23 protein-coding genes are annotated in these 26,615 nt (G+C 61.3%); 12 read left to right on the top strand and 11 right to left on the bottom strand.

Annotated elements, in window-relative coordinates; genetic code table 11:
* Positions 1–32: 32 nt before the first annotated feature.
* The 4 genes from EKK30_RS17640 to EKK30_RS17625 form a co-directional block, all read right to left on the bottom strand.
* Positions 33–317, bottom strand: coding sequence for a hypothetical protein (locus EKK30_RS17640; RefSeq protein ID WP_290986994.1), 285 nt, complete (start codon positions 315–317; stop codon positions 33–35).
* 200 nt (positions 318–517) lie between these two features.
* Complete coding sequence (locus EKK30_RS17635; RefSeq protein ID WP_290986993.1) at positions 518–2,419, bottom strand: ABC-F family ATP-binding cassette domain-containing protein; 1,902 nt, start codon at positions 2,417–2,419, stop codon at positions 518–520.
* A gap of 39 nt (positions 2,420–2,458) precedes the next feature.
* Positions 2,459–2,809, bottom strand: a complete 351-nt coding sequence (locus tag EKK30_RS17630) for a DUF3147 family protein (protein ID WP_290986992.1) — start codon at positions 2,807–2,809, stop codon at positions 2,459–2,461.
* 2 nt (positions 2,810–2,811) lie between these two features.
* Complete coding sequence (locus tag EKK30_RS17625) at positions 2,812–4,209, bottom strand: GYF domain-containing protein (RefSeq protein ID WP_290986991.1); 1,398 nt, start codon at positions 4,207–4,209, stop codon at positions 2,812–2,814.
* 239 nt (positions 4,210–4,448) lie between these two features.
* Between EKK30_RS17625 and ndk the strand changes: the two genes are divergently transcribed.
* Both ndk and EKK30_RS17615 read left to right on the top strand, forming a co-directional pair.
* On the top strand, positions 4,449–4,871 hold the full coding sequence (ndk, locus tag EKK30_RS17620) for a nucleoside-diphosphate kinase (protein WP_290986990.1): 423 nt from the start codon (positions 4,449–4,451) through the stop codon (positions 4,869–4,871).
* A 52-nt stretch (positions 4,872–4,923) separates the two neighbouring features.
* Positions 4,924–5,433, top strand: a complete 510-nt coding sequence (locus EKK30_RS17615; protein WP_290986989.1) for a DinB family protein — start codon at positions 4,924–4,926, stop codon at positions 5,431–5,433.
* Between the two features lie 105 nt (positions 5,434–5,538).
* Here EKK30_RS17615 and EKK30_RS17610 read toward each other — a convergent pair whose 3' ends face one another.
* From EKK30_RS17610 to purN, 3 genes are all read right to left on the bottom strand, one after another.
* Positions 5,539–5,733, bottom strand: coding sequence for a hypothetical protein (locus EKK30_RS17610; RefSeq protein WP_290986988.1), 195 nt, complete (start codon positions 5,731–5,733; stop codon positions 5,539–5,541).
* Between the two features lie 317 nt (positions 5,734–6,050).
* Positions 6,051–7,412, bottom strand: coding sequence for a cytochrome P450 (locus EKK30_RS17605; RefSeq protein WP_290986986.1), 1,362 nt, complete (start codon positions 7,410–7,412; stop codon positions 6,051–6,053).
* A 192-nt stretch (positions 7,413–7,604) separates the two neighbouring features.
* Positions 7,605–8,258: a phosphoribosylglycinamide formyltransferase gene (purN, locus tag EKK30_RS17600; protein ID WP_290986985.1), complete on the bottom strand. Its 654-nt coding sequence runs from the start codon at positions 8,256–8,258 to the stop codon at positions 7,605–7,607.
* Between the two features lie 225 nt (positions 8,259–8,483).
* Here purN and EKK30_RS17595 point away from each other — a divergent pair, with 225 nt between their 5' ends.
* Positions 8,484–9,785, top strand: a complete 1,302-nt coding sequence (locus tag EKK30_RS17595) for a glycosyltransferase (protein ID WP_290986984.1) — start codon at positions 8,484–8,486, stop codon at positions 9,783–9,785.
* A gap of 2 nt (positions 9,786–9,787) precedes the next feature.
* On the opposite strand, the gene EKK30_RS17590 is transcribed toward EKK30_RS17595, so the two are convergent.
* Positions 9,788–10,876, bottom strand: a complete 1,089-nt coding sequence (locus EKK30_RS17590) for a glycosyltransferase family 1 protein (RefSeq protein ID WP_366927368.1) — start codon at positions 10,874–10,876, stop codon at positions 9,788–9,790.
* A 203-nt stretch (positions 10,877–11,079) separates the two neighbouring features.
* Positions 11,080–11,325 carry a hypothetical protein gene (locus tag EKK30_RS17585; RefSeq protein ID WP_290986983.1) on the bottom strand — a complete coding sequence of 82 codons (246 nt, stop codon included), beginning with the start codon at positions 11,323–11,325 and terminating at the stop codon, positions 11,080–11,082.
* 249 nt (positions 11,326–11,574) lie between these two features.
* On the opposite strand from EKK30_RS17585, the gene EKK30_RS17580 reads away from it, so the two are divergent.
* Positions 11,575–13,392 (top strand): methanol/ethanol family PQQ-dependent dehydrogenase, encoded by a 1,818-nt coding sequence (locus tag EKK30_RS17580; RefSeq protein ID WP_290986981.1) that lies wholly within the window; start codon positions 11,575–11,577, stop codon positions 13,390–13,392.
* 23 nt (positions 13,393–13,415) lie between these two features.
* Here the strand turns inward: EKK30_RS17580 and purM are convergent, their stop codons facing one another.
* Positions 13,416–14,552, bottom strand: coding sequence for a phosphoribosylformylglycinamidine cyclo-ligase (gene purM / locus EKK30_RS17575; protein WP_290986979.1), 1,137 nt, complete (start codon positions 14,550–14,552; stop codon positions 13,416–13,418).
* Positions 14,553–14,783: 231 nt separating this feature from the next.
* Here purM and EKK30_RS17570 point away from each other — a divergent pair, with 231 nt between their 5' ends.
* The 7 genes from EKK30_RS17570 (at position 14,784) to EKK30_RS17540 (ending at position 23,341) form a co-directional block, all read left to right on the top strand.
* Positions 14,784–15,929 (top strand): DUF2066 domain-containing protein, encoded by a 1,146-nt coding sequence (locus tag EKK30_RS17570; protein ID WP_290986976.1) that lies wholly within the window; start codon positions 14,784–14,786, stop codon positions 15,927–15,929.
* Between the two features lie 201 nt (positions 15,930–16,130).
* Positions 16,131–16,685, top strand: a complete 555-nt coding sequence (locus tag EKK30_RS17565; protein ID WP_290986975.1) for a CDP-alcohol phosphatidyltransferase family protein — start codon at positions 16,131–16,133, stop codon at positions 16,683–16,685.
* Positions 16,686–16,739: 54 nt separating this feature from the next.
* Positions 16,740–17,837 carry an AI-2E family transporter gene (locus EKK30_RS17560; protein WP_290986973.1) on the top strand — a complete coding sequence of 366 codons (1,098 nt, stop codon included), beginning with the start codon at positions 16,740–16,742 and terminating at the stop codon, positions 17,835–17,837.
* Positions 17,834–18,508, top strand: a complete 675-nt coding sequence (locus EKK30_RS17555; RefSeq protein ID WP_290986971.1) for a DnaA/Hda family protein — start codon at positions 17,834–17,836, stop codon at positions 18,506–18,508. The genes EKK30_RS17560 and EKK30_RS17555 overlap by 4 nt, the downstream gene beginning before the upstream one ends.
* 96 nt (positions 18,509–18,604) lie before the next feature.
* Positions 18,605–20,773 (top strand): RNA degradosome polyphosphate kinase, encoded by a 2,169-nt coding sequence (locus EKK30_RS17550; RefSeq protein WP_290986970.1) that lies wholly within the window; start codon positions 18,605–18,607, stop codon positions 20,771–20,773.
* A 62-nt stretch (positions 20,774–20,835) separates the two neighbouring features.
* Entirely contained in the window at positions 20,836–22,323 is a 1,488-nt protein-coding gene (locus tag EKK30_RS17545; protein ID WP_290986968.1) for a Ppx/GppA phosphatase family protein, read from the top strand.
* A gap of 76 nt (positions 22,324–22,399) precedes the next feature.
* Positions 22,400–23,341: a J domain-containing protein gene (locus EKK30_RS17540; protein ID WP_290986966.1), complete on the top strand. Its 942-nt coding sequence runs from the start codon at positions 22,400–22,402 to the stop codon at positions 23,339–23,341.
* Between the two features lie 46 nt (positions 23,342–23,387).
* Here EKK30_RS17540 and rnd read toward each other — a convergent pair whose 3' ends face one another.
* Positions 23,388–24,542 carry a ribonuclease D gene (gene rnd / locus EKK30_RS17535; protein ID WP_290986963.1) on the bottom strand — a complete coding sequence of 385 codons (1,155 nt, stop codon included), beginning with the start codon at positions 24,540–24,542 and terminating at the stop codon, positions 23,388–23,390.
* Between the two features lie 263 nt (positions 24,543–24,805).
* On the opposite strand from rnd, the gene aspS reads away from it, so the two are divergent.
* The gene (gene aspS / locus EKK30_RS17530; protein WP_290987126.1) at positions 24,806–26,608 is read left to right on the top strand and encodes an aspartate--tRNA ligase; all 1,803 of its coding nucleotides are present in this window, start codon (positions 24,806–24,808) and stop codon (positions 26,606–26,608) included.
* The last annotated feature ends 7 nt before the right edge of the window (positions 26,609–26,615 follow it).

Raw genomic sequence — 26,615 nt, 5'->3', positions numbered from 1 at the left:
AGCATTCACGAGGCGTGGACGAAGAATTCAGTTCAACGCGCTGAAACCATCGCAACCTTCTCGGGCGCGAACGGCTTGATGCTGGAATTCGATACGGGCTGGACTTCTGACGAAAAGAAGCCAGGGCCGTTGACGTGAGAGAGCCAGTGCACTGTAATATTAGCGGCGTAAGCGAAGGTAACGATTGCAATAACGACCGCCGCCGAAAGCATGGTCAGATAAGCAAGATATTCCGACACGACCAATTTCGCGCTCGCGGCGTGTGCACGCGAAGAGTTCGTGCGGTTGAGGGGGTGGTAGACGAATTTCTGGTCCATGATCGTTCTCACTTGCGCAGTACGCCGGGGGAAGGTGCACTCTGTCTGCGCGTTCCATTGAACTTCTGGACAGTGAAATGGGTTCCGAAATGCCCCGCGTCCAGGTGTGGATAGACGCGACGAATTCGCAATTCCGCCCTTCTTCTTCAAATCACGATGGAAAATCAGAGGGTCTACGCCTTTCAGCCGAATCAAAACGGCTAGGCGTCGGCTCCTTCGGCCGCCTGCTCGTAAGCCTCCGTCGCCGAAAGCCACGCCTCTTCGGCAGAGCTGAGGTCTCGCGCGAGCTGTCCTCGTTGCTGTGCGGCGGCCCGCGCCTTTTGCGGATTGACCGTGTAGATCGAAGTATCTCCGAGCACCGCGTCGAGGGCCGCGATTTCCTTCGACAGCTTTTCAACCTGCTTCTCGGCCGCAACCATCGCCTTCTTGAGCGGGGCCAGCTCGGCCCGCTTTTCCGCTGCGAGACGGCGCTGGTCGGTTCGCGACGCACGCCCTTCGCCGCCGCTGTCATCGCGCCGCTCACTCGATCGTGCCCCGCGTTCTTCGAGCAGCAATGCGCGATAACTTTCCATGTCGCCGTCGTAAGGCTTCACCGTGCCATTCCGCACGAGCCAGAGCCTGTCGGCAGTCGCTTCGACGAGATGTCGGTCGTGACTGATCAGGATGACGGCGCCGTTGTACTCCATCAGCGCGCGGATCAGGGCTTCGCGGCTGTCGATGTCGAGATGGTTGGTCGGCTCGTCGAGGATAAGAATGTGCGGACCATGAAACGCGGTCAGGGCCAGCAGAAGGCGCGCCTTCTCGCCACCCGAAAGCTTCCCGCACGCGGTGTCGGCTTTATCGGCGCTGAAACCGAATGTGCCGAGCTTCGTGCGCCGCTGCGCCTCCGTTGCCTCCGGCATGAGCTTCAACATGTAATCATAGGGCGTCGCGTTGGGCAGAAGATCGTCGAGCTGATGCTGTGCGAAGTAGCCGACGTCGACTTTCTGGGCGCCGAACATGTCGCCCGATAGCGGCTTCAGTCGTCCTGCGATCAGCTTGGCGAACGTCGATTTGCCGTTGCCGTTCTGGCCGAGAAGCGCAATGCGATCGTCGTTGTCGATGCGAAGATCGATACCGGACAGGACCGGATTATCGGCTTGATAACCGGCGCTCGCCTTTTCCATGCGCAGCAGCGGACTGGCGATGATTTTCTGCGGATCGGGGAAATGAAACGGCACCACCCGATCGTCCACCTGCGCGGCGATGGGCTGCATTTTCGCCAAGGCTTTCACACGGCTCTGCGCTTGCGCCGCCTTGCTGGCCTTCGCCTTGAAGCGATCGATGAATGCCTGCAGATGCCGGCGCTGCTCGTCCTGCTTTTTCTTGAGCTTCATTTCGAGGCGCTGCTTCTCGCGCCGCGCCTCTTCAAAATCGTCGTAGCCGCCCGCATAGAGGGTCAGCTTGCCTTTGTCCAAATGCAGGATTTCCGTCACCGCGCTGTTGAGCAGGTCGCGGTCATGGCTGACGATCAGCACCGTATGCGGATAGCTCTTGAGGTGGTTCTCGAGCCAGAGTGTGCCCTCAAGATCGAGATAGTTCGTCGGTTCGTCGAGCAGAAGGATATCCGGCTTCAGGAACAGGATCGCGCCGAGCGCCACCCGCATGCGCCACCCGCCCGAGAAGTCGCGGCACGCGCGTCGCTGTGCGTCCTCATCGAACCCCAGGCCTGAAAGGATGCGCGCGGCGCGAGCGGGCGCAGAATGCGCGTCGATGTCCGTCAGTCGCATTTGGATTTCCGCGATCCGCTCCGGGTCGCTCGCGGTTTCGGCTTCCTTGAGAAGGCTGGCGCGCTCGGTATCTGCCGACAGTACCCAGTCGATCAGGCTGTCGTCGCCGCCGGGCGCCTCCTGCGCGACATGGCCAAGACGCGCATTGCGCGGAATGGAAATCGAGCCATCGTCGGGGGAGATCTCGCCCCTCAAGAGCCGAAGCAGCGTCGATTTTCCTGCGCCGTTTCGACCGACGAGCCCAACCTTGTGGCCTGACGGAATGGCGGCGGTAGCCTGGTCCAGGATAGGCCGGCCTTCGATGCGATAGGTGAGATCGTTGATGTGCAGCATGGGATGCCGATAGCCGGTCCGCCGCCCGCTGTCACCGGGTCAGAGCGTTACGCCGAAGCGCGCGAGTAGGGCCGTCATCAGCAGATAGGCCGCAAAGGTTAGCGCCGATGCAATCGCCAGGCTCGCCCAAAAGCCGAGCCCGCGCGCTAGAAGGAGCGGCAGGACGAGAAACAACACCAGCGACGGCAGCACGTACCAGAAAATGCTATTCGATAGCCCGGCGATCTTCGCCGTATCGCCCGTTTCGCCATAAAGCCAAATGAAGGCCAATAGCGATGTCAGCGGCAGCGAGGCGATAATGCCGCCCAGAACGGTCGAGCGCTTGGCGATTTCCGAGATGGCAACAATCATGACCGCACTCAGCAGAACTTTGAGCGCGGTGTAAGCCATCGTCAGCCCGAAACGACGGGCTTCAGGGTTTCATAGAGCAGCCTGTCGCGAACGGACTTATCCTGCACGGCCAGATGCGCAACGAACCACTCCTGCACCATCTTGCAAACCTGCTCCGGTTCGCGCTTCGCAAGCAGCTTCGGGTTTGAGAAGACCTGCAGATCCTCTTCCTTCCAGCCGAGCTTGCCGAGTTCCTTGATCAGGATGTCGTAATCGCTCTTGACGGCTGAGTCGTGCTTCGCCGGATTCTTCGAACCTTCCGAGATGGCCTCGAAGATGGCCCCGGCCTGCGCGTTGAGCGCGGAAGCCTGTTCGGGATGCTCCATCATCTGAATGACGGCGGGGCTCATCTCACCCTTGGAAATGAAACCGAAGCAGGCGCTGACGCTCTGGGCGCGCAGCGACTTCAAGTGGTTGAGAAACGCTTCCGCGATTGCCTGGAGCTTTTCCGAACTCGCGGCGAGAGCTTTCTCCGCGTTCTGCCTGCGCAGATTGACGAGGCCCTGGGCCAACAACGTCGCGACTTCGTTGTCCGGCTTCTTATCGGCGACGAGCTTGTTCGCCGACGTGATCTCGTTGGAATACCAGTCGGGATATTCGCGTTTGATCAGCGCCCACACGGGAACCGTCTGCAGGCGAAGATCGAGCGGCGAGCCATCGATTCCGGCGGGCGGAGGCGGTGTCGACGACTGCGGCTCCACCGCGGCAACTTGTGTTTGCGTGCTTGGCGTCTCAGGTGCGGGCGAAGCGTCGGTGACCGTGTTCGGCGTCGAAACGGATGATGTCGTCGTGTCGGCCGGCTGCGACGGAGGAATGACGTCACTCGTCGACGGACCGTTCGCAGCCGAGGTCGCGGCGGTCTGCACTGGATCGCTATGCGGGGCAGGCGCTTGTCCCGATGCGGAATTGTCGGGAGCAGCGACCACAGGCGCGTTGTCCGCCGTCGTACCGCTGGAACCTCCGGAAACCATTTCCATGATCGCATCGCGGTAATTCGTGAAGGCAAAAGCTCCCCCACCTATGACCGTGATTGCCACAGCGGCAATCGCCAGCCGTTTGATGAAGCTGCGATCGGGCGTCGGCGCGGGCTGGCCTTCATAGTCGATGCCGCGGCGATTATTTTGTACGGCAGCGGACGAATAGGCGGGGCCATTCTGCGCAGCGACCGGCGCACTCGCAGCTACGGGAGCTGCACCCGGCTCCTGCCCAAGCGCTTCGAATGCTGTCGGGAACACGTTCGGCGCCGACTGCCATTCCGGCATGCCAGGGCGCCAGATCAGATCGCTGAGCCGCAGGTAATTGTGCGCAACGAACGTGCGCATCTCGATGTCGGTCAGCGGCCCGTGCTGTTTGCCGTCACGGGCGATGTACCACTGAATGTCGTTGGCCTGTGCCGTCATCTCTGCTTCTTCGCACACGTAGGCATTGCTGCCCCACCCTCCGACCGTGCGCTTTTCGCCGGCCCACACTGTTCACACGTAATTGCGCCCGTCAATCGGGCGATTATGCGGTAAAGCTCCACTTTTGCGTGCGACGTGCAACCGGATCCCGGCCGCCCGCCGTGCCGCGCTTGCTGGCGGCGGATCGCATGCTATAAGCCCGCGGAACCCGCATAAAATCCGCAAAGCGAGACAGAGTTATGGCTATCGAACGCACGTTTTCTATCATCAAGCCTGACGCGACCCGCCGCAATCTGACCGGCAAAATCAACGCCGTGATCGAGGACGCTGGTCTGCGCATCGTGGCTCAGAAGCGCGTGCGCTGGACCCGCGCCCAGGCCGAGAAATTCTATGAAGAGCACAAGGCGCGGCCATTTTACGGCGAACTCGTCGATTTCATGACCTCCGGCCCTGTCGTTCTTCAAGTTCTGGAAGGCGAAAACGCCATCGCGCAATACCGCGAGGTCATGGGCGCGACCGACCCCAAGGAAGCCGCCGACGGTACCATCCGCAAGCTGTTCGCCGAGTCGAAGGGTTCGAACTCGACCCATGGCTCCGATAGCGCCGCTGCCGCTGAGCGCGAGATCGCGTTGAATTTCCGGCTCGACGAGATCGTCGGCTAAAAACGCTGCCGGAACGCCAAGCGCGTTCCGGCCTTTTCTGCGGGAACCAGGCGTGATTTCGCCCGCCTACATCGGCACCATGGCGCGCTACAACGCTTGGCAGAATGCCAGTGTGTACGACGCATGCGACAAGCTCAGCGATGATCAGCGGAAAGAAGATCGCGGCGCTTTCTTTCGCTCCATTCACGCCACGTTGAACCACATCCTCTGGGCCGACCGGATTTGGTTGTCGAGATTTGGCGCAGCGACGCCGCCTGCCAAGGGATCGATCGCCGAAGGTCTCTCCCTGTTCGATAACTGGGATGATCTGAAATCTGAGCGTCGCGCCTTCGATCAGATCATCGAGCGTTGGGCTGGAGGCATCGACGCCGGCGCCATCGATGGCGATCTCTCGTGGTTCTCGGCCGCTGCGGCACGAGAGATGACGCGACCGAGAGCGCAAATCATCGTGCACATCTTCAATCACCAGACGCACCACCGGGGCCAGGTGAACGCGATGCTGACCGGTTTCGGGATCAACCCAGGCGTAACGGACCTTCCGTTCACACCGGCAGATATCTGATCAGGATCATGCGAACCGGGTGAGCAGGTACAAAAAAGGGCCACGCGCACTTCGGCATGGCCCTGGTATCTTTTGTTGTCTCGCCAACGACGCGCGGTGCGCAACTCAGGCCGATGCGACCCAGCTTCCGGCGACGAACCCGAAGGCAACCGCGTCGGGATTGCGACGCGCGGCTTCAATCAATTTTTCCGGCGACTCGACTTCATAGGTCGCCGAAGGATTTTCTTTAACTCTGCGCGGCTTTGCGCCGGTCAGAAGAAATACAGGCTTTCCAAGCACAACTGTTCTCACGGACTCCATGATGAGGGGCCTCCTGGAGTTGGAACGAAGGAGTGTCACGGGGGGGAAGTGACACTCGGAAATCCTATTAATTTACTAACGTGCCGTGAATATGACGGCATTGATACTCTTTGGATACCCGCCCGTCTCGCAAACGCGAGCACCTATGCAACTTCGATTTGCACTTTCCTGAGCAGTATTCGGGTGGAAGGGCACAGGATGCAGTGCGAGATTGCCTGTGGAAAAGTCCCGCGACCCAAGCGCGACGACGCGAATCAACTTGCGTTTCGCATCGTTGCGAGTGCCTACGGCCGCAGTTCCAGAGCGCCGCGCGATTTTCAGTTCAGCTCGCGGATCTTGAAGCGCAGTCCGCCCTTTGGCGTCAGCGTCACCGTCGCGTTGAGGCCCGCCGGGTCCTTGCCGACGTACTCGGGCTGGAAGCGGCGAAGCAGAAGCGACAGCGCCAGCGTGTTCTCAACCTGGCTCATCGCGCCGCCGATGCAGGAACGCTTGCCCGCGCCGAACGGGATGTAGCTGTACTTCACCTGCTTCTTGGCGTTGCCCGCCATCCAACGCTCCGGCAGGAACGACTCAGGCTCCGGCCAGAATTTCGGATTATGGTGCGCGCCATAGCTGAAGATCGAGACGCGGTCGCCGGGATTGATCTTCACGCCGCCAATTTCGTCTTCCGCGGCGGCGATCCGGATGAGGCTCCATACCGGCGGATAGATGCGCATCGTCTCCTGGATCACGGCGCGCGTATAGGCGAGACCTGAGTAATCGGCCGCCGTCGGCTCGCGATCGCCGTAAACCTGCTCGCCCTCGCGTCGGATGCGTTCCGCCATCTCTGGCCGCCGCGACGTTTCATAAAGCGCCCAAGCGAGTGTCAGAGCCGTCGTTTCCGTGCCAGCCCAGAGATATTGCTTCAATTCGTCGATCGCCTGCTGGCGATCGAACTCGGGAACGGATGGATCGGCCACCGTATCTTCGATCATCTTGAGCAGCGTGCGTTCGCGCATTTCACGCGGGTCGGCGCCCATGACGGCGGGAGGCACACTCGCCCATACTTCCATCGCCTTCGCCGGATCTTCGTCGGTCATCTCGAAGATCTCGCCGGCCTGCTTGCGCAGGCGAATGTCGCGGTGGTTCATGACGTCGGTGTACGTCTTCACGCACTTGAACACGACGTGCGGATTGAACGGCATGTCGCGATCAAACAGTGCCTTGCAGATCATGTCCGCGGCAAGCGTCCAGGTCTGTTCGACCATCTCGACGGATTCACCCGACTTAGCCAGTTCGCCCCAGATCGCCATCTTGCTGTCGATGGCGCGCAGGAAGTACGGGATGTATTCGGCGAACATGTCGGGGTGGAATGCCGGCTGCTGCGGCATGCGAATCTTCTGCCAGAGCGCGCCGTCGTTCGTGATCATCGACTTGCCGAAAATCGGCTTCAGCCCGTCGAAATATTTGATGTAGTTGTCGGCCTTCGTCACGAGCACGTGCTTGAAATATTCCGGCTCGGAGATGAGCACGACGCGCTGGTTCGCCATGTTGACCGGAAGAACGGGCCCATAGCGATCCATCATCTGCATGAGGATGCGCATGGGATTGTCCGGATCACCACGCAGCAACGGCGTCAGGTTGAACCAGATGCTAGATTCTTCGCCGAGACCCAGAGTGTGGCTGGGGGTCGTTTCCATAAGCATTCTCCATTCGGCACCGGAGTAGCGTGCACATCGTTCCGCTTGGCGGGCGCTTCGGGCGCCTCACGGACTGCGCTCGGCACTTCGGGTCGCCGGACTCCCTCTCCGGAGCCATAGAAATACCATGCTTTGGGGGGGCCCTGTCCATGCGACGGCCAGCGCAAGGTAACCGGTATCTAATGCTGTGGATCAGATCGTCGGCGCGAAAAGGGTGTCCGGCTCGCTAACATCCGAGGAAATAAGCACTTTTTCACCATCCAAGCGCGCCTCGCCTGCGGCGACAAGTCTTAAAGCAGCCGGGTAAACCCGGTGTTCCACTTTGAGGATCCGAGCCGCGAGTGTCTCTGCGGTATCACCTGAGAGAACCGGAACCGCAGCTTGAGCGATAATCGGGCCCTCATCCATCTCGGCACGGACGAAGTGCACGGTGCAGCCCGCGATCCGCACACCCGCCGCAATCGCCCGTTCGTGGGTGTTGAGCCCCTTAAAACTCGGCAGCAGCGACGGATGGATGTTGAGCATGCGGTCGCGCCAATACTCGACGAAATCCGGCGTCATCAGCCGCATGAAACCCGCAAGCGCAACGAGTTCGATACCGTTGGTGTCCAAGGCAGACTGAAGAGCGCGCTCGAAATCGGCGCGCGATGGATAGGCCTTGTGATCGATGATGACGGTCGGCACGCCCTGATCGATGGCCCAGGCCACGCCCTCGGCGTCGGGCCTATTTGACGCGACCAGGGCGATTTCCGCCGGATAATCCGGTGCGCGTGCCGCCTCGACGAGCGATCGCATGTTCGAGCCGCGGCCCGAAATCAGAATGGCAGTTCGTTTCTTCCTGGTCATGGCGCGGATCTAGCAGACCCGCTCGCGGTGTGCGAGTGCATCCCTGCGTGAGGCTCGATAGTTACGATAGGCCAGATTGTTAGCCATTCTTGGTGACCATTGTTGCGGCTGGGTTTCACCTGACGCAAGCTGATGGGGATCGGGGGCCACGATCGCAGGCTTTCGCGACTGCGCGGCCGCGGCACTTTGCGGGCATGGTCAGTCTTACTGCTAAATCGGATGGCCATGGTTCGCCGCATCTCACTTCTGACAGTTGGTACGCTAGGCGACGTCGGCCCTATGGTGGCGCTGGGACTCGCGCTCAAGGAGGCTGGCTACGAGGTCAGCCTCGCCGCTCCCGAAGACTTCATGGACTACGTCGCCAGCAAAGGCCTTGAGGCCCGCCGCTGCGGCACGGACTTCTCGAAGTTCATGAAGGACGGAGAGATGGCCGAGATCGCCGGCGCCCATACGATCGTGACGGTCAAGAAGTGGTTGCGGCCGGGCGCCGACATGCGCGCGCTGTTCGAAGGCATTCTGCGCGACGCCGTTACCGCCTCCGCAGACGCCGACGCCATCCTCTTTCATCCCGTTATTTCCGTGGCCGGCGAAATCGCGGAAGCGCGAAACATTCCGGCCGTGATGGTCGGTCTCGGTTCCGTTTCCCCTTCCGCCGAGAATCTTCTCTCCGTCATTCCGGGCACCGGCATCGCTGCCTGGAACCGTTACGGCTACAATACGCTGGGTTTGCAACGCTTGGCCTACCGCCGTGTGATTGGTGAGATCCGCAAGTCGCTCGGGCTTGGTCGCGCGTTCTGGCTGAGGCACCCACACCGCGTTCATGGCGAGCGCGCTCCAGTCATTTACCCGGTGAGCCCCGTCCTTCAGCCGCGCGCGAGCGAGGAGGGCGACGAGATTTATTTCACCGGCTACTGGTTCCGCGATGAAGCGCCGACGTGGCGGCCGACAGGAAAGCTGGCGGAATTTCTGACAAGCGGCCCCCGTCCCATCTACATCGGCTTCGGCAGCATGCCCGCGCTTGGGCTCGAGCGCACCGAGTTGATCCTCCGTGCCTGTGAGGCAGCGGGCCAACGCGCGGTGCTCTTCAAAGGCCGTGGCGAATTCGATCGTGTGCCGCTCTCGGACAATTTCCACCTGATCGACCAATACGTGCCGCACGAGAAGCTTTTCCGCGAGGTGGCCGCTATCGTCCATCATGGCGGCTTGGGCACGACCTCCCAGGCGCTGCGCGCTGGCCGCCCGAACTTCGTCGGTCCTTTCATGATGGATCAGAAATACTGGGGCCGCCGCGTTTTCGAATTGGGCGCCGGACCGGATCAGCTGCCCATTCAGGACTGGACGCTGGATCTCCTGACCGAACGCATTCGCGATCTTGCGACCAATGCATCCTACGCGCTCAAGGCCGCTGAAATAGGCCGCGCTATGCAGCAGGAGAACGGTACCGCAAACGCCGTGGCTGTCGTCAAAAAGTTGATCGGCGCCCCGTCGAGCGAAGCCACCATCCGTCGCGCGAAAATTGCCAGCTGAGATCAGCTTATCGGCCGCGCGGCGGCCTTGATCTGCAAAAGCTTCGCACGCGCCCTGATGAGGCGCTTCCCAAATCCGGCCGCGCGGCGGGCCTGATGGATATTGGCAATAAAGAGGTTCGCGACTCGCGACCAATCGTGCCGCATCGCTTGCACACGAACCTGCTCGCGACCTAGGTCGAGTGCGGCCAGCGCGGCAGCCCTCAGATCTTCGCTGAGGCATCCCGTAACGCCGGGTGTCACGACGTCGATCGGGCCAGTCACCGGAAACGCCGCTACGCCAAGACCCGATGCCATGGCCTCAAGCAGCACCAACCCGAATGTGTCCGTGCGGCTTGGGAACACGAACACGTCCGCGTTGGCGTATTCACGCGCGAGATCATCGCCTGACTTCGCGCCTTTGAAGATCACGTCAGGATACTGTCGGCGAAGCACGCCGAGTATCGGCCCGTCACCGACCACGACTTTGCGACCCGGGAGATCGAGATTGAGAAAAGCTTCGACGTTCTTCTCGCGCGAAACGCGCCCGACATAGAGAAACGTCGGGCCCGATTGTCTCTCGCCGTCATGCGCCCGGGATCTGGGGTTGAACTGTGCCGTATCCACGCCGCGCGACCACAGCATCAGTCGGCGGAAACCGCGTCGCGCAAGCTCGGCCTTCAGCGACGGCGTCGCCACGAACATGCCGATGGCTGGCCGGTGGAACCATCGTTGGAAGGCATAGCTGATCCAGGCCGGCAAGCCGGTATAGGCTTCGATGTATTCAGGGAAGCGGGTGTGAAACGAAGTCGTGAACCGGATGCCCCGGCGCAAGCACACGCCGCGCGTCGCAAGGCCGATCGGCCCTTCGGTCGCGATGTGGACGTGATCGTAATTTCCCTGTTTCAACACGGCCGCAACTTGCGACCGTCGCGCGAGCGCCAGACGGATTTCCCGGTAACCGGGGCATGGCAACGTTGCGAAGTCCAGAGGTGACAGGATCGTGACGAAATGGCCGGCGGCTTCGAGTTCGCGCTTCAGGTTCTCGTAGGTCCGCACGACGCCATTGACCTGAGGCCTCCAGGCGTCGGTGGCGATGAGGATTCGCATCATGCTACCTCGCATCTGAGGCGCGGTCCCCAGATCCCAGGGCGCGGTCCGCGCGATCGCCGGTCGGGCCAGAATGCATGACGAGAAGCAGGTCCGAATCTATCTAGCGGTGTATTTTAGACCGCTTCTGACGTCAGCACTTTTCGATTGTGTGACAACTGACGGCAAATGCAGGGACAACCGTCACTTTAACCATCATTTTTGCTCTAGCCGTGATTGGCGTCGACCGAGCGCGAGACCCGCCGCCACGTCATGTACGCGCGAATATCCGTGATTTGCCCGTCGGCTAGGCGCGCGATGGGGAAGGCGTCTTCGTCCCGATGGATGATCTCCGCGGCGATCCAGCGATCCGACAATCGCGAATCAGGCTGTTCGTCGAACGCGGGTTGAGGAACCCGATACTTGATTTCGATAATTTCGCCCACCAGAAGGTCCGCTGAATGGCCAGCCATGTGCCTGCTCCGAATCGTTCACGAGCGCGGTGAGTAGGCGCCAAACTTTTCAGTTGCGTGGCAGTCTTCGCGTACTCTCATTGAAAGTCGTTAATGCGTGACGCGAGCATCAGCGCGTTTTGGCCATTCGCACCGTCGGCGCTACAGCTTGCCGCGTTTTCAACGACCCCCACCATAAGTCTGGTACGAGCGCCCCTTGGATATTGATAAGGCGGCTCAAGTCGTTGGCGTGCGAGCGGGAGTGAATGAATGATGAGATGGCTTGCGTTCGTCGCCGTCACCGCGCTCCTGTGCGCGACGGATGCGAAAGCGAATCTGGACGTACAGTCGCTCGCCGACGACCCGGCGAACTGGGTGATACAATCCGGCGACTACGCGGGTCAGCGATACTCGCGGCTCGATCAGATCAACGCCTCGAACGTATCGGAACTGAAAGTCGCCTGGACGTTCTCGACCGGCGTGCTCCGCGGTCATGAGGGCGGCCCATTGGTTATCGGCGACGTCATGTATCTGGTGACGCCATTCCCCAATACCGTCATCGCAATCGATTTGGCTCACGATCAGAAGATTCTATGGAAGTATCAGCCGAAGCAGGATCCGTTCGCCGCCGCCGTCATGTGCTGCGATACCGTCGATCGCGGCGTCCAGTATGCCGAGGGCAAGATTCTGCTGCACACCGCCGACACCTCGCTCATTGCCCTCGATGCTAAAACCGGCATCGAAGTCTGGAAGGTGAAGGATGATGATCCGAAGAATGGCGCCTCGGGCACCGGCGCACCTCTGGTCGTCAAAGACAAGGTCATCGTCGGCGTATCGGGCGGTGAGTTCGGCGTGCGTTGTTACATCACTGCCTACGACCTGAACTCGGGTCGCAAAGTCTGGCGCGCATATTCGATGGGGCCGGACGAGGATATCCTGGTCGATCCCGACAAAACGACGTCTCTCGGCAAGCCGATTGGGAAGGATTCGTCGCTAAAGACCTGGAACGGCGACCAATGGAAGATCGGTGGCGGGCCGGTCTGGGGCTATATGGCGTACGACCCCCAGCTGAACCTGATCTACTACGGCTCAGGCAATCCTTCGACCTGGAACCCGGTCCAGCGCGCGGGGCCCGATCACAAACCGATCGATCAGAAATGGTCGCAAACGATCTTTGCGCGCGATGCTGACAGCGGCATCGCCAAGTGGGTCTATCAAATGACCCCTTTCGATCAGTGGGATTACGACGGCGTCAACGAGCCGATACTCACGGATCTTGAGATCGACGGCGTCACCCGGAAGGTCCTGACTCACTTCGACCGCAACGGTTTTGCCTATACGCTCGATCGCACCAACGGCGAGCTTCTCGTCGCGGAAAAATTCGATCCCGACGCCAATTGGGCGTCCAAGGTCGTTACGGACAGAAATGATCCGCAGTACGGCCGGCCGCTCGTGAACAAGAAGTTCTCACCCTTCGTCACCGGTACGGATGATGTGACCAAAGGCATCTGCCCTTCGGCAATGGGTGCGAAAAACCAGCAGCCCGCATCCTTTTCTCGTCTCACCGGCTGGTTCTATGTTCCCTTGACGCGCCTCTGCATGGATATGGAGGCCTTCAAGGTGTCTTACGCAGCGGGGCAGCCCTATGTCGGGGCTACGCTGACGATGTTTCCCGCGCCGTCGGCGAACGGCGACACGGGTGCCTTTCTCGCCTGGGATGGCGCTCAGGGCAAAATAATCTGGTCTAAGCCCGAGCGCTTCGCCGTCTGGTCCGGCGCGCTTTCGACGGCCGGAGGGATCGTCTTCTACGGAACGCTCGAAGGCTATTTGAAAGCCGTCGACCAGAAGACCGGCAAGGAACTCTTCAAGTTCAAGACGCCGTCCGGGATCGTAGGCGCCCCGATGACCTACATGCACGATGGCAAGCAATACGTCGCCATCCTGTCGGGAGTGGGAGGTTGGGCCGGTATCGGCCTTGCTGCCGGGCTCACCAATCCGGAAGATGGATCAGGCGCCGTCGGCGGGTTTGCAAATCTCTCCGAGTACACGAGCCTCGGAGGGACGCTTACGGTTTTCGCGCTGCCCTAATGCGGACTGACAGCCGTACACCCTCAGCCGAAGTTGAGCTTGCCGTCGTACTTGACGGCCCAAGCTTCGCCTTTGCCTTTGGCATCCGACTTTTCGCCGGTCGGAGGAATGATGTCGCCGATGACGGTTGGATCTTCACCCGCAGATTTGAGCTCCGAGACCACGTCGTCAGCTCGGTCCTTGGAGACAACGGCGATCATGCCGATGCCGCAGTTGAAGGTCCGGAGAAGCTCGGCATCGGGAATGTTGCCTGTCCTCGCCAGCCACTCGAAAACCGGCGGTGCCGAGAAACTCGACAGGTCGATCCGGGCCGCGACATCCTTCGGCATCACGCGCGGCACGTTCTCCGAAAGGCCCCCGCCTGTGATGTGCGACAGCGCTTTGATGCCGCCGTTCAAGCCCGATCCACCCGTTGCACGAATGGCCGCGAGCAGCGGTTTGACGTAGATGCGCGTCGGCGTCAGCAGCGCCTCGGCGACCGACTGGTTCTGGGATTTTGCAAATGGCGCAGGCGAATTCCAGTCGAGTTTGGCGTGTTCCACGAGCTTGCGGACGAGGCTGTACCCATTGGAATGCACGCCACTCGATCTAAGGCCGATCAGGATGTCGCCGACGCCGATGTTCGCACGCGGCAGGATCTCGTCGCGTTCGACCGCGCCCACTGCAAAGCCCGCGAGATCGTAGTCGCCACTCTGATAAAGGCCCGGCATCTCTGCCGTCTCGCCGCCGATCAGCGCGCATCCGGCATCGCGGCAACCATCGGCAATGCCCGCGATCACCTCGCGCGCAACTTGCACGTCGAGTTTCCCGACCGAGAAGTAATCGAGGAAGAAAAGCGGTTCCGCACCTTGCACGATCAGATCGTTGACGCACATCGCGACAAGGTCGATGCCGATGGTGGAATGGCGCTGCGTGTCGATGGCGATCTTGAGCTTCGTGCCGACGCCGTCGTTTGCCGCGACCAGGATGGGATCGCGAAAGCCCGTCCGCTTCAGATCGAACAGTCCACCGAAGCCGCCCAGATCGACATCGGCTCCGGGCCGGCTGGTGGCCTTGGCCAACGGTTTGATCGCCGCGACAAGCGCATTTCCCGCGTCGATATCGACGCCCGCGTCGGCATATGTGATGGATTTTTGCGAGTTTTCGTCAGCCGCGGACATTGATCCTCGTCGTCGGTCAAAAAAGTAAGGTCGGAAGGGCCGGCGCGATAAGACAACCAGGCGAGGCAAAAGCTTCGGTTAAACTCACTTTTGCCCCATTGCCAACCCGTATTGGGGGTCGTAGCAGCGACTGGACCGGAGAGCAACGAAGCGCTCTCAAGGCCGGTTCCGCAGGGCAAGGATCGAACGCTCGCCCGAGAACGTCGCAAAACGCGGAAATGGGGGATTTACGTGCTCGCGAGCCGCTGCGTCGCTATCGCTATTCTGGTGTGGATGGGTGCCGCTGGCCTCGATGTCGCGCCCGCGCGGGCGGCTGATCCCGATGTCGCATTTACCGTCGCAAATTACCCCGTCGAGGCGACGGCTGCGAATGCGGTTGCGGCGAAAGATCAGGCCCTCGCCGATGGCCAGCAAGCCGCCTTCAAGTCGCTTCTGAAGCGCCTCGTGCCGGTAACGGCTTATAAGCAGCTCACCCGCGTGGAGAATGCAAAAGTCGCCGATCTCGTCTCCGGGCTTTCTGTGCGCTCCGAGCGCAACTCGTCGACCGCGTATATCGCCAACCTCGACTACTCTTTCGACTCTAACGGGGTGCGCTCGCTTCTGTCCGGCCAAGGTATTCCATTCGTTGATCAGCAGGCGCCGCAACTGACCGTCGTAACGGTGCTGTTGCAAGGTAATCCGCCCGCTGCGACCAGTGACACCGGCCTCTGGCGGCGCGCGTGGTCAGGCCTCGACCTCACCCACACGCTGACACCAATCGCTGTGAAGGATCTAAAGCCCACGATCAAGACCGACACGGTTCAGGCGCTGATGTCCGGCCAGGACAGCGCTTTGCAAAAGCTGAAAGCGGAGTACGGCAGCGGATTGGTCGTCCTTGCAATAGCCGAACCGGATTTACCGGCCAAAAAGGTCACGGTGACCCTCGTCGGCAGCGATGCCGTCGGTGGCCTTCTTTTGAAACGCGCCTATCGGATCAACGATAACGACCTCGATTACGCCTCTCAGCTCGCGGCAGTTGTCTCGCTTGGCATCATCGAGGGCCGTTGGAAAGCGATCAAGGCAGGCATTGGCGAGGCGACGGCATCGTCCAACCCGGCTGGCGGCGCACCGGTCTGGGCAGCGTCCACGGGCGGGAGTGGGGAAGACGTCACACTGACCGCTGAGTTCGCCAGCTCCGATCAATGGGACCTGATCCGCTCCCAGCTTCTCGACATGCCAGGCGTCGACGCCTTGAACATCGGATCCGTATCCGATCGCAGCGCCGGAATTTCGTTGAAATACCCCGGCGGCGCCACGAGCCTCGCAACCGCGCTCGGGCCTAAAGGCTTCAGCCTCTCAAATACCGGTTCAGGCTGGGTCCTTCGTCCAGGCTATTGAATTAGCAAAAATTATCCAGATCTGACTTCCGGCTCTGGGCGCGCCGCCTTTCGGGCCGCAACTCAGCCCGCGGCCGCTTTTGCCGCACCGCAAGGGAGGTTCTCCTCGACGAGCCGAAGCATGAGAGGCTAGGTTCGCGCCGCTTGGCAAAGCGTGATATGTGGCCGGGCGATAGGGGAGAGAGACGGGGACAGTTTCGGCGTGAGCATTCCTAACCTCATTACGCTCGGTCGAGTCATCCTCGTACCCGTGGTCTTCTGGCTCTTGCTGACCGGTGAGTTGCAAGCGGCATTTCTGGCCTTCGTATTGGCCGGCATCTCGGATGCGATCGACGGCTTCCTTGCCAAGCGGTTCAACTGGGAAACCGAACTCGGTGCCTATCTCGATCCGCTCGCCGACAAGCTCCTGATCGTTTGCATATTCATCGCCCTGGGGGTGACGGGGCGTCTCCCCTCTTGGCTCGTGATCCTCGTCGTCTCCCGCGACATCCTGATCATCATCGCCGTCGTGCTGTCGTGGCTGCTCGAACATCCAACGCCGATGAAGCCTCTGGCCATCAGTAAGATGAACACCGTTGCTCAGATCGTTCTCGCGGGCACCGTGCTCGCCGACGAGGCATTCGCGCTGAAGCTCAAAGGGCCTGTGCAACTCCTGACGCTGCTCGCCGCAGCCACCACCGTCGCGTCACTCGTTGCCTATTTGCGCGTGTGGCTGCGTCATATGACGGTCCACGAAACTCCCGGCTCGAAAACCTGAGCGTTTAAGGCCATGCTGCGTTGAGGCTTGGCGATTAGGTGAGGATGAAATTCCATGCATTTTGAGCGGCACGCGCTGTTCTGGGCAGCGACGGCGTTGCTGTTTGCATACATCGTGCAGCTCATCGCTCCGGCCCTGCTGCCGTTCGCGATCGGCTTGACGCTCGCCTACTTCCTGAGCCCCATCGTTGACGCCATGGTCCGGCGCGGCGTGCCCCGTTGGCTGGCCACCATTCTGCTGGTCACGTGCTCGGCCCTGATCATCGTTCTCGCGCTGGTCTTCGTGATGCCGATCCTGTTCCAGCAGGCCGCAGGCTTGATGGAAGCCGCGCCCGCCGCCTTCCAGCGATTGAAGACGCTGATCGAGACGAGCGCCCGCGATCACCTGGGCTCGCGCTACCCGCAGGCTGAAGCGACGGTGCGAAATGTGCTCGACAGCGTGACGAACGCGGCGCCGACCCTGCTTGCCGGCATCGCCCAGAGTGTCTGGAACCAGAGTTCGGCCGCCTACAACTTCTTCACGGTCGTTCTCATAACGCCTGTGGTGTTCTTCTATGTTCTGCTCGATTGGCCCAAGATCGTCGCGAAGCTCGACTCGCTGCTGCCGCGTGACGAAGCCGATCAGATCCGCGCGCTCTCACACGAGATTGACGAACGCATATCCGCTTTCATTCGTGGCCAGGGCGTGGTCTGCATCCTGCTTGCGATCTACTATGCCGCGGGCTTCAGCCTTGCTGGTCTGAACTATGGGCTGCTGCTCGGCGTTGCGACCGGACTTGCTTCTTTCATTCCTGTGTTCGGCTGGTCGATCGGCGCCCTCATCGCCGTGCTGCTGGCGATCGTGCAGTACTGGCCGGACATGACGTCCATTCTGATCGTCGTCGGTGTTCTGCTCGGTGGTCAGGCTCTGGAGTCGGGGATATTGAGCCCCTACATCATAGGTTCAGAGGTCGGCCTGCATCCCGTCTGGGTCATTTTCGCCTTGATGACCTTCAGCTATCTGTTCGGATTTCTGGGACTTCTCGTAGCCGTGCCGGTTTCTGCCGCAATCGGCGTGCTCGTACGTTTCGCGGTCAGCAGCTATCTCGCCTCGAGCGTCTACCAAGGCGAGGTTGAAGCGGCGCCGAAGGAACAGCAACCACCTATTCCATGATCACGACGCCCGAGCAGCTTGTCTTTGAACTTCCGCACCGCACGGCCATGGGACTGGAAGACTTCCTGGTCTCGCGGTCGAATGAAGCCGCCGTGGATCTCGTCGACCGCTGGCCTGACTGGCCGATTGGCGCAGCTGTCATCGCAGGCGCCAAAGGCAGTGGCAAAACTCATCTCGCAAACGTCTGGCTGAGCCGCGCCAACGGCAAGGCGTTCGAGGCCTCTGCCATCTCGCGCGATACCGTGCCCACGGTCGCCGCGTCCGGTGCGGTCCTCATAGAAGACATTCAACGCGCGAGCGACGAAGCCGCCCTGTTCCACCTTTTAAATCTCGTCCGCGAGCAGCGCTTGCAGATCCTCCTGACGACCGACACGGCCCCCGGTGATCTGCCGATCACGCTTCCTGACTTCCGCTCGCGCTTGAAGGCCCTGCCGCTCGCGACGATCGAGCCGCCGGATGACGCGCTGCTTCGAGCCGTCCTCGTCAAGCTCTTCGCCGACAGGCAGTTGACCGTCGAGCCTCAACTCGTCGATTACGTGCTGGTCAGGATGGAGCGCTCGATGCTCGCGGCTGAACGCTTTGTCTCGGCGGCGGATCGGCGGGCGCTCGCCTTGCAACGCCGTGTGACGCGTGCGATTGCCGCTGCCACCCTCGACGCTCTCGGCTATTGAATCGGTTTATGATTCCTGGCTGACATGCCCATTCGTCATTTGGGTGTAAAGCTATTATATGGACGTCTCATTTCCCGTTCGGAGCACTCATTCACCATGGCAACCGTGAAGACCAGAAGTGGCAAGGCAGATGTCACATCCGTGCCGGAAGGGCCGGACCGCTTCTACAATCGCGAGCTGTCGTGGCTGCAGTTCAACCGCCGCGTTCTGGAGGAAGCGGGAAATACCCAGCACCCGCTGCTTGAGCGCCTTCGCTTTCTCTCTATAGCTGCCGCCAACCTCGATGAATTCTACATGGTGCGCGCGGCCGGCGTGTATGGACAGATCCGTGCCGGTGTCACAACTCTGTCGCAAGATGGCATGACGCCGATGCAGCAGCTTGCGGCCATCAATAAGTTTGTCACGACGATTGTCGTCGACGAACAGGTAAACTGGCGCGTTATCACTGACGAGCTCGCGGCCGCCGGGCTTCATGTGGTCCAGCCCGAAGACCTCACCGCCGCTGACCGCGCGTCGTTGGAGAAGCTCTTCCTCACGCACATCTTCCCGATCCTGACGCCGATCGCCGCCGACCCGGCCCATCCGTTTCCCTTCATCCTGAATAAGGCGATGACCATCGCCGTGGAGCTTGTGCGTCCCGTCGACGGCAAGACCATGAACGGCCTGATCCCGATTCCGGGGCAGCTCGACCGTTTCATTCGTCTCGAGGCCAACCCCGATAAGCCCAAAGCCGTCCGCTTCATTCAGCTCGAGAACGTCGTCGGCATGTTTTTGACCGAGCTGTTCTCCGGTTTCGAGGTCAAGAGCCAGGGCACGTTCCGCGTCCTGCGCGACAGTGACATCGAGTTTCAGGAAGAGGCCGAAGATCTTGTCCGCTCCTACGAGAGTCAGCTGAAGCGTCGCCGTCGCGGGAACGTGATCCGGCTCGAGATCGATTCCCGCATGCCTGAAAAGCTGAGAAAGTTCGTTATCGACGAGCTTGAAGTCCGCGAGGAAAGCATCTTCGTCAAGGAAGGCATTCTCGCCCTCGCCGATACATCGCAGCTGATCGTCAATGATCGCCCAGATCTGCTTTTCAAGCCATTTACGATCCGTTTTCCCGAGCGCATTCGAGAATTCAGCGGCGACTGTTTTGCTGCGATCCGCAACAAGGACATCGTCGTCCACCATCCCTACGAAAGCTTCGACGTGGTCGTGCAGTATCTGCGCCAAGCGGTTGCCGATCCAAACGTCATGGCGATCAAGTGGACGCTCTATCGCACCTCACGCGACAGTCCGATCATTCAAGCGCTGAAAGAAGCGGTAGAGGCGGGCAAATCCGTCACCGCTGTCGTCGAACTCAAGGCCCGGTTCGACGAAGCCGCAAACATTCGTTGGGCGCGCGATCTCGAAAGTGCGGGCGTGCACGTCGTCTATGGCTTCACCGAATTGAAAACGCACGCCAAGCTCGGCTTCGTCGTCCGGCGCGAAGGAACCGATCTCACGACCTATTGCCACATCGGTACCGGCAACTATCACCCGCAGACGGCGCGCGTGTACACCGACCTGTCCCTTTTCACGACCGATCCGATGGTGGCGCGCGACGTCACGCGCATCCTGAATTTCGTGACGGGCTACGGCGAACCTGTTGAGCTCGAATGCATGGCGGCGAGCCCGCACGGCATCCGCAATCGCATTATGACGCACATCGCCGAAGAGATCCGCAATGCCAAGGCCGGCCGTCCGTCGGGCATCTGGTGGAAAATGAATGCGCTGGTCGATTCCCAGATCATCGCATCGCTCTATGAGGCGAGCAATGCGGGCGTGCCGATCGACCTCGTCGTCCGCGGCATCTGCTGCCTGCGTCCCGGAATCCCGGGGCTGTCGAGCAACATCCGCGTGAAAAGCATTGTCGGCCGCTTCCTTGAGCACTCTCGCATTTACTGTTTTGCCAACGGAGAGGCCTTGCCTTCACCCAAAGCCGCCGTCTACATCAGCTCCGCCGATATGATGCCCCGAAATCTCGACCGCCGGGTCGAGGCCATGGCTCCGGTGAAGAACCCGACCGTCCACGAGCAAGTCCTCAATCAGATCATGGTTGCGAACCTGAAAGACAATCAGCAGAGCTGGCGGATCAATTCCGACGGCAGCGCCACCCGGATCGAACCGGGTCCGGGGGAGGAAGCCTTCAATGCCCATAAATATTTCATGACCAATCCTTCGCTTTCGGGTCGCGGGCAATCTCTGAAGGAGAGCTTCCCGCAACGTTTCCGCCAGCCCGGCTAGACCCGGTATCTTGAATGACGAGGTGGAGAGAACTCTCGGGCGCGAACGAGCGTACCGCAGAAATGGAACCTATCGGCGTGGTCGATATCGGCTCCAATTCGGTGCGCCTCGTCGTTTATGAGGGTGCGGTTCGGGCGCCTACCCCGGTCTTCAACGAAAAAATCCTGTGCGGCCTCGGCCGCTCGGTGGCGACAACCGGCAGTCTGGGTGTCGAGGCTGTAGAACGCGCTCTTGCGGCGCTCGCCCGCTTCCGCGTGATCGCGCATATCCTCAGCGTCAAGAACATCCGCGTCATCGCCACGGCCGCGGTACGCGATGCCCAGAATGGCCGGGATTTCATCGAGCGCGGCGAGAAGGCCATCGGCACCAAGATCGATGTGCTGTCGGGCGAGACGGAAGCGCGGCTCGCGGCGCAGGGCATCATGATGGGCTTCGTCGACGCCGACGGGGTCGCAGGGGACCTCGGCGGTGGCAGCCTCGAGCTGATCGACATCGCGCAGGATCGACTGAATGATGCGGCGACGCTGCCGCTCGGCGGCCTTCGCCTGATCGATACCACTGGCAACAAGATTGAGCGCGCGGTCGATGTGATTGACGGCGCGCTGGCGAGCCTGCCCTGGCTCAGGAACGGCGCGGGACGGACATTCTACGCGGTCGGCGGCACGTGGCGTGCCCTTGCGCGCATGCAGATGGAACGGGTCGATTACCCGCTGCGCGTCATGCAGGGCTACCGTTTGACCACGCGCGAAGCCCTTGATCTGTGCGAGCAGTTCCGCAAGGTGAAGAAGCCGTTCGATCTGCCCGGCATCGCGGGCGTGGCGAGGGCGCGGCGGGAAGTGCTGCCGTTCGGCGCGTTGGTCCTTGAGCGCCTGTTGCGGCAGATGGAACCGCGTCAGGTCGTGTTTTCGGTCTATGGCATTCGCGAAGGCCTGATCTATGGCCTCTTGCCGCCTTTCGAACGGGCGCGCGATCCTCTGATCAGCTTCTGCGAGGACTACGCCGGGCTCCGCGCCCGCTCGGTCGAGCACGCGTATGAGCTGTGCGCCTGGACCGACCAGCTTTTTGCCGATCCCGCGATGGAAGAATCCGCTGATGAACGCCGTCTGCGTCATGCGGCATGCCTTCTGTCGGATGTCGGCTGGCGTGCCCATCCCGATTACCGCGGCGAGCAGAGCGTCAACACAATCGCCAACGCCGGGCTAGGCGGCGTCGACCATCAGGGCCGCATCTTCCTCGCCCTATCCGTTTTCCACCGCCATGAGACCTCGGACGATGGGGGCGCCGGAGTTTCCGATCGGCTGCGGAGTCTGGTTAGCAAACGGGTCCAGCGCCGGGCCCGTATCCTTGGCGCCGCGATCCGGGCCGCCCATATGCTCTCGATAGGCATGGCGGGCGTCATCGACCAGACGCCGCTGAACTATGAGGCAGGCGCTCTCGTGTTAAGTTTGCCGCCCGCGTACGCCGCGCTCGATGGTGAACGCCTGCGCCGGCGCTTCGGCCTGCTCGCTGAACTGGTTGGCAAGCGCCCGGAGATCCGATTTATCAGTTGAGAGGCAGTACGCCTCGCTTGCGACGCAACAATTTCTGATAGTCTCGACCAAGTTTCCCAGGATGAAGACAGCCTCCATGGCGGAAGATCTTTATGACATTCTCGGCGTCTCGCGCACAGCGACAGAGGATGAAATACGGAGCGCGTTCCGCAAGCTCGCCAAGGCCAGCCATCCCGACGTCAATCCCGGTAATGCCGGTGCCGCCGAACGCTTCAAGAAAATCACTGCCGCCAACGACATTCTGAGCGATCCCGAGAAGCGCCGTCAGTACGACTCGGGCGAGATCGATGCCAAGGGCGACCCGCGTCGTCCCCAGTGGAGTCGCGCCGGAGCAGGGGCGGGCGGCCGGCGAAGCCCCTTTGGCGCACGCGGCTTTGAAGGCCGGGCCGGTGCCGGCGCAGGCTTCGACGATTTCAGTTTCTCCGACATCTTTTCCGACGTTTTCGGCGCCGCAAGCGCGGGGACCCGCCGCGACGCGCAGGGCTTTGCCTCGCGCGGCCAGGATGTTCGCTACTCGCTCGAAGTCGACTTCCTGGAAGCCGTGCAGGGCGCCAAGAAGCGGGTGACGTTGCCGGATGGCGGCATCCTAGACCTCAACGTTCCCGAGGGCACGCAGGACGGTCAGGTTCTTCGCCTCAAGGGCAAGGGCGTTGCGAGCAGCCCCTCGGGCGAACACGGCGACGCTCTCGTCGAAATCAAAGTGCGCCCGCATCCGGACTTCCGGCGTGACGGCGATGATATTCTGATGGATCTGCCGATTACGCTCGATGAAGCCGTGCTCGGTGGTCGCGTCGAAGTGCCGACCGCAACCGGCCGCGTGCAGCTGACGATCCCGAAGGGAACGAGTTCCGGCAAGACCTTTCGATTGAAGGGCAAGGGCGCGCGGGGCAAGTCCGGCAACCCGGGCGATCAGCTCGTCACCATCAAGATCGTCATGCCGCCGGATATCGACGACAGCCTGTCCTACTTCTTCTCCGAGTGGCGGCAGAAGCACGGCTACGATCCGGGACGGAAGTAACGCGATTGGCGGCCGGCTCCCCGGTGGGGCAATCGCCAACAAAAAACTAGCGCGCGGCGGGCACAGCCCTTACCTCGCCGTCCACGAGCGTCAGCGCGAGTTCACCGCGCTTGAGCTTCAGCGCCGCGTCCCCGAACAGAGTTCGCCGCCACCCCTGCAGCGCCAGGATGTCCGCTTCGTCCGACGTGGCAAGTTGTTCGAGGTCGTCGCTGTCGGCGATGATACGCGGCGCAACCCCGTGCTCCGCCGCGGCTGCCTTCAGCAGCACCTTGAGAAGCTCCAGCGTTGCGCTCGCTTCCGCCGACAGCGCCTCGCTCCGTTCGATCTTCGGCAGCGTTTTCGGATCGCGCGCCAAGCCTGTCTTTACGACATCGATGATTTCCTTGGCGCGCTGTGAACGCGCGAAGCCGTCCGACAGCGTGCGAAGTTGGCCGAGCGCCTCTGCGCTGGCAGGAAGCTGATTAGCGATGTCGTACAGTGCATCGTCGCGCAGCACGCGCCCGCGCGGCACATCCATTTGTTGCGCCAGCCGCTCACGCCAGGCCGCTAGTTCGATGAGGACGGCGAGCGACTTTCGCCCTTTGACGCGCAGCTTGAGCCGCTGCCACGCGTTCTCAGGCTTTGCATCATAGGTTGCGGGGCTCGTCAGAACGCCCATCTCTTCCTGCAGCCACGGCGTCCGCCCGGTCTTCTCCAGCGTCTGCTTGAGGCGGACGTAAACGTCGCGAAGATGGGTGACATCGGCGAGGGCATAATCGAGCTGCTTGTCCGACAGCGGCCTGCGGCTCCAATCGGTGAACCGAGAGCTTTTATCCAGATCGACGCCGACCGTTTTTTTGACGAGGTTGACGTAGCTGATGCTGTCGCCATACCCGCACACCATCGCCGCCACCTGGGTGTCGAAGACGGGATGGGGGACGATCTCGGATTTCAGATAGACGATTTCGATGTCCTGCCGCGCCGCGTGGAACACCTTCACGATCGCCGGGTCCGCCATCAGCTTGTAGAATGGCGAGAGGTCGAGCCCCGGGCTCAGCGGGTCGACAACGGCTTCGGCGTCGGGGCCCGCAAGCTGGATGAGGCACAGCAAAGGCCAGAACGTCTGCTCGCGCAGAAATTCGGTGTCGACGGCTACATATTCACTTTTCGCCAGCACATCGCAAAGTGCCGACAGGTCGGACGTGGTCGTGATCATTCGCATCAGGGCAACGCCTATAGCGCATGGCCTCTTCGTTGTCGCCATCAGCTTCGTCGCGATTCTGGGGCTTTTTTGGCGACGGTTTGCCCCGGGGCGCGAGCTAGGGTGCCTAGATCGGCCGCCTCAAGGCCCTGAAAATCTTCGCTCCGCCGCCGCTCGTGTCTCCGTCGCCCGGTAACCTTGACTTTCGCGCGCCCCCATGCGCTTTTCCGCGGCAATTTTCACCCACATCGATCAAAGGGTTTCCGGCAATGGCCGAGGCTAAGCTGCATCGTTATCGCTCGCACACCTGCGGTGCGCTCCGGAAGAGCGACGTTGGGGCTACGGTGCGCCTGTCCGGATGGGTCCATCGCGTGCGCGACCATGGCGGCGTGCTCTTTATCGACCTTCGCGATCACTACGGTCTGACACAGGTCGTAGCAGACCCCGACAGCCCCGCCTTCAAGGTCGCCGAGACGCTCCGCTCCGAGTGGGTCGTGCGCATCGATGGCAAGGTCCGCAACCGGCCGGAAGGCACGACGAACGCTGAGTTGCCCACTGGCGAAATTGAGCTTTACGCGACTGAAATCGAAGTGCTTTCAGCGGCCAAGGAACTGCCGGTGCCGGTATTCGGCGAGCCCGACTATCCTGAAGATTTGCGCCTGCAATACCGCTTCCTCGACCTGCGCCGCGAGACGCTGCACGGCATCATCATGAAGCGGCTCGAGATCACGCGCTCGATCCGCCGCCGTATGCATGAGTCCGGCTTCAACGAATTCCCGACCCCGATCCTGACCGCATCGAGCCCGGAAGGCGCGCGCGACTTCCTCGTGCCCAGCCGCATCCATTCCGGCAAGTTCTACGCGTTGCCGCAGGCTCCCCAGCAGTACAAGCAACTCCTGATGGTGTCGGGCTTCGACCGGTATTTCCAGATCGCGCCGTGCTTCCGTGACGAAGATCCGCGTGCGGACCGTCTTCCCGGCGAGTTCTATCAGCTCGACGTCGAGATGAGCTTCGTCGAACAGGAGGATATTTTCTCGACGATGGAGCCGGTCATCACCGGCCTGTTCGAGGAATTCGCGGGTGGCAAGCCGGTCACTCAGGGCTGGCCGCGCATTCCCTACGACACGGCGATCGCCAAGTATGGCTCCGACAAGCCCGATTTGCGCAACCCGATTGAAATGGCCGACGTCACCGAGCACTTCCGCGGCTCGGGCTTCAAGGTCTTCGCCGGCATGATCGAGAAGGACCCGAAAGCGCGCATCTGGGCCATCCCCGCTCCGACCGGCGGCAGCCGCGCGTTCTGCGATCGCATGAACTCGTGGGCCCAGGGTGAAGGCCAGCTCGGACTTGGTTACATCTTCTGGCGCGATGGCGAGGAGGCCGGAGCAGGCCCGATTGCGAAGAACATCGGACCCGAGCGCGCGGTCGCGATCAAAAACCAGCTCGCCCTTAAGGATGGCGACGCCGTTTTCTTCGTCGGTGGGAACCCAGCGAACTTCTACAAGTTTGCGGGCGCCGCGCGCGATCGCGTCGGCCACGAACTGAAGCTGATCGACGAGGATCGTTTCGCCCTCGCCTGGATCGTCGACTTCCCGTTCTATGAATGGAACGAGGAGGACAAGAAGATCGACTTCTCGCACAACCCATTCTCGATGCCCAAAGGTGGACGCGAGGCGCTGGAAGCTGCCGAGACATCAGGCCGCGACGCACTGCTCGCGCTCAAGGCAAACCAATACGACATCGTCTGCAACGGTTACGAGATCGCTTCGGGCTCGGTGCGTAACCACGTGCCCGAGACGATGGTCAAGGCTTTCGAGATTACCGGGCTTTCCAAGGCGGATGTCGAGGCGCGTTTTGGCGGCCTCTACCGCGCGTTCCAGTACGGCGCGCCGCCCCACGGCGGCATGGCGGCGGGCATCGAACGCATCGTCATGCTGCTGACCGGCGGCAAGACCGTGCGCGAGGTGGCGCTTTTCCCGATGAACCAGCAAGCCGCTGATCTTCTGATGGGCGCGCCCAGCGAAGCATCGCCGAAGCAGCTTCGGGAACTTTCAATTCGCGTCGTCCCGCAGGAGAAGAAAGCTTGATGTCATC

This window comes from Hyphomicrobium sp. (genome assembly GCF_003987855.1).
In the GTDB taxonomy this organism is placed as follows: domain Bacteria; phylum Pseudomonadota; class Alphaproteobacteria; order Rhizobiales; family Hyphomicrobiaceae; genus Hyphomicrobium_B.
Note: the sequence above shows the minus strand (reverse complement) of the source record. Positions and strands in the feature narration are given on the sequence as shown.

Coding starts and splice junctions, on each gene's coding strand:
- EKK30_RS17590 (WP_366927368.1), bottom strand. CDS start 10,876: ATGATGCGAATCCTCATCGCCACCGACGCCTGGAGGCCTCAGGTCAAT.
- EKK30_RS17635 (WP_290986993.1), bottom strand. CDS start 2,419: ATGCTGCACATCAACGATCTCACCTATCGCATCGAAGGCCGGCCTATC.
- EKK30_RS17640 (WP_290986994.1), bottom strand. CDS start 317: ATGGACCAGAAATTCGTCTACCACCCCCTCAACCGCACGAACTCTTCG.
- EKK30_RS17550 (WP_290986970.1), top strand. CDS start 18,605: ATGGCAACCGTGAAGACCAGAAGTGGCAAGGCAGATGTCACATCCGTG.
- EKK30_RS17630 (WP_290986992.1), bottom strand. CDS start 2,809: ATGGCTTACACCGCGCTCAAAGTTCTGCTGAGTGCGGTCATGATTGTT.
- EKK30_RS17555 (WP_290986971.1), top strand. CDS start 17,834: ATGATCACGACGCCCGAGCAGCTTGTCTTTGAACTTCCGCACCGCACG.
- EKK30_RS17605 (WP_290986986.1), bottom strand. CDS start 7,412: ATGGAAACGACCCCCAGCCACACTCTGGGTCTCGGCGAAGAATCTAGC.
- EKK30_RS17585 (WP_290986983.1), bottom strand. CDS start 11,325: ATGGCTGGCCATTCAGCGGACCTTCTGGTGGGCGAAATTATCGAAATC.
- EKK30_RS17580 (WP_290986981.1), top strand. CDS start 11,575: ATGATGAGATGGCTTGCGTTCGTCGCCGTCACCGCGCTCCTGTGCGCG.
- rnd (WP_290986963.1), bottom strand. CDS start 24,542: ATGCGAATGATCACGACCACGTCCGACCTGTCGGCACTTTGCGATGTG.
- EKK30_RS17545 (WP_290986968.1), top strand. CDS start 20,836: ATGGAACCTATCGGCGTGGTCGATATCGGCTCCAATTCGGTGCGCCTC.
- EKK30_RS17610 (WP_290986988.1), bottom strand. CDS start 5,733: ATGGAGTCCGTGAGAACAGTTGTGCTTGGAAAGCCTGTATTTCTTCTG.
- EKK30_RS17540 (WP_290986966.1), top strand. CDS start 22,400: ATGGCGGAAGATCTTTATGACATTCTCGGCGTCTCGCGCACAGCGACA.
- purN (WP_290986985.1), bottom strand. CDS start 8,258: ATGACCAGGAAGAAACGAACTGCCATTCTGATTTCGGGCCGCGGCTCG.
- EKK30_RS17595 (WP_290986984.1), top strand. CDS start 8,484: ATGGTTCGCCGCATCTCACTTCTGACAGTTGGTACGCTAGGCGACGTC.
- purM (WP_290986979.1), bottom strand. CDS start 14,552: ATGTCCGCGGCTGACGAAAACTCGCAAAAATCCATCACATATGCCGAC.
- EKK30_RS17560 (WP_290986973.1), top strand. CDS start 16,740: ATGCATTTTGAGCGGCACGCGCTGTTCTGGGCAGCGACGGCGTTGCTG.
- ndk (WP_290986990.1), top strand. CDS start 4,449: ATGGCTATCGAACGCACGTTTTCTATCATCAAGCCTGACGCGACCCGC.
- EKK30_RS17625 (WP_290986991.1), bottom strand. CDS start 4,209: ATGACGGCACAGGCCAACGACATTCAGTGGTACATCGCCCGTGACGGC.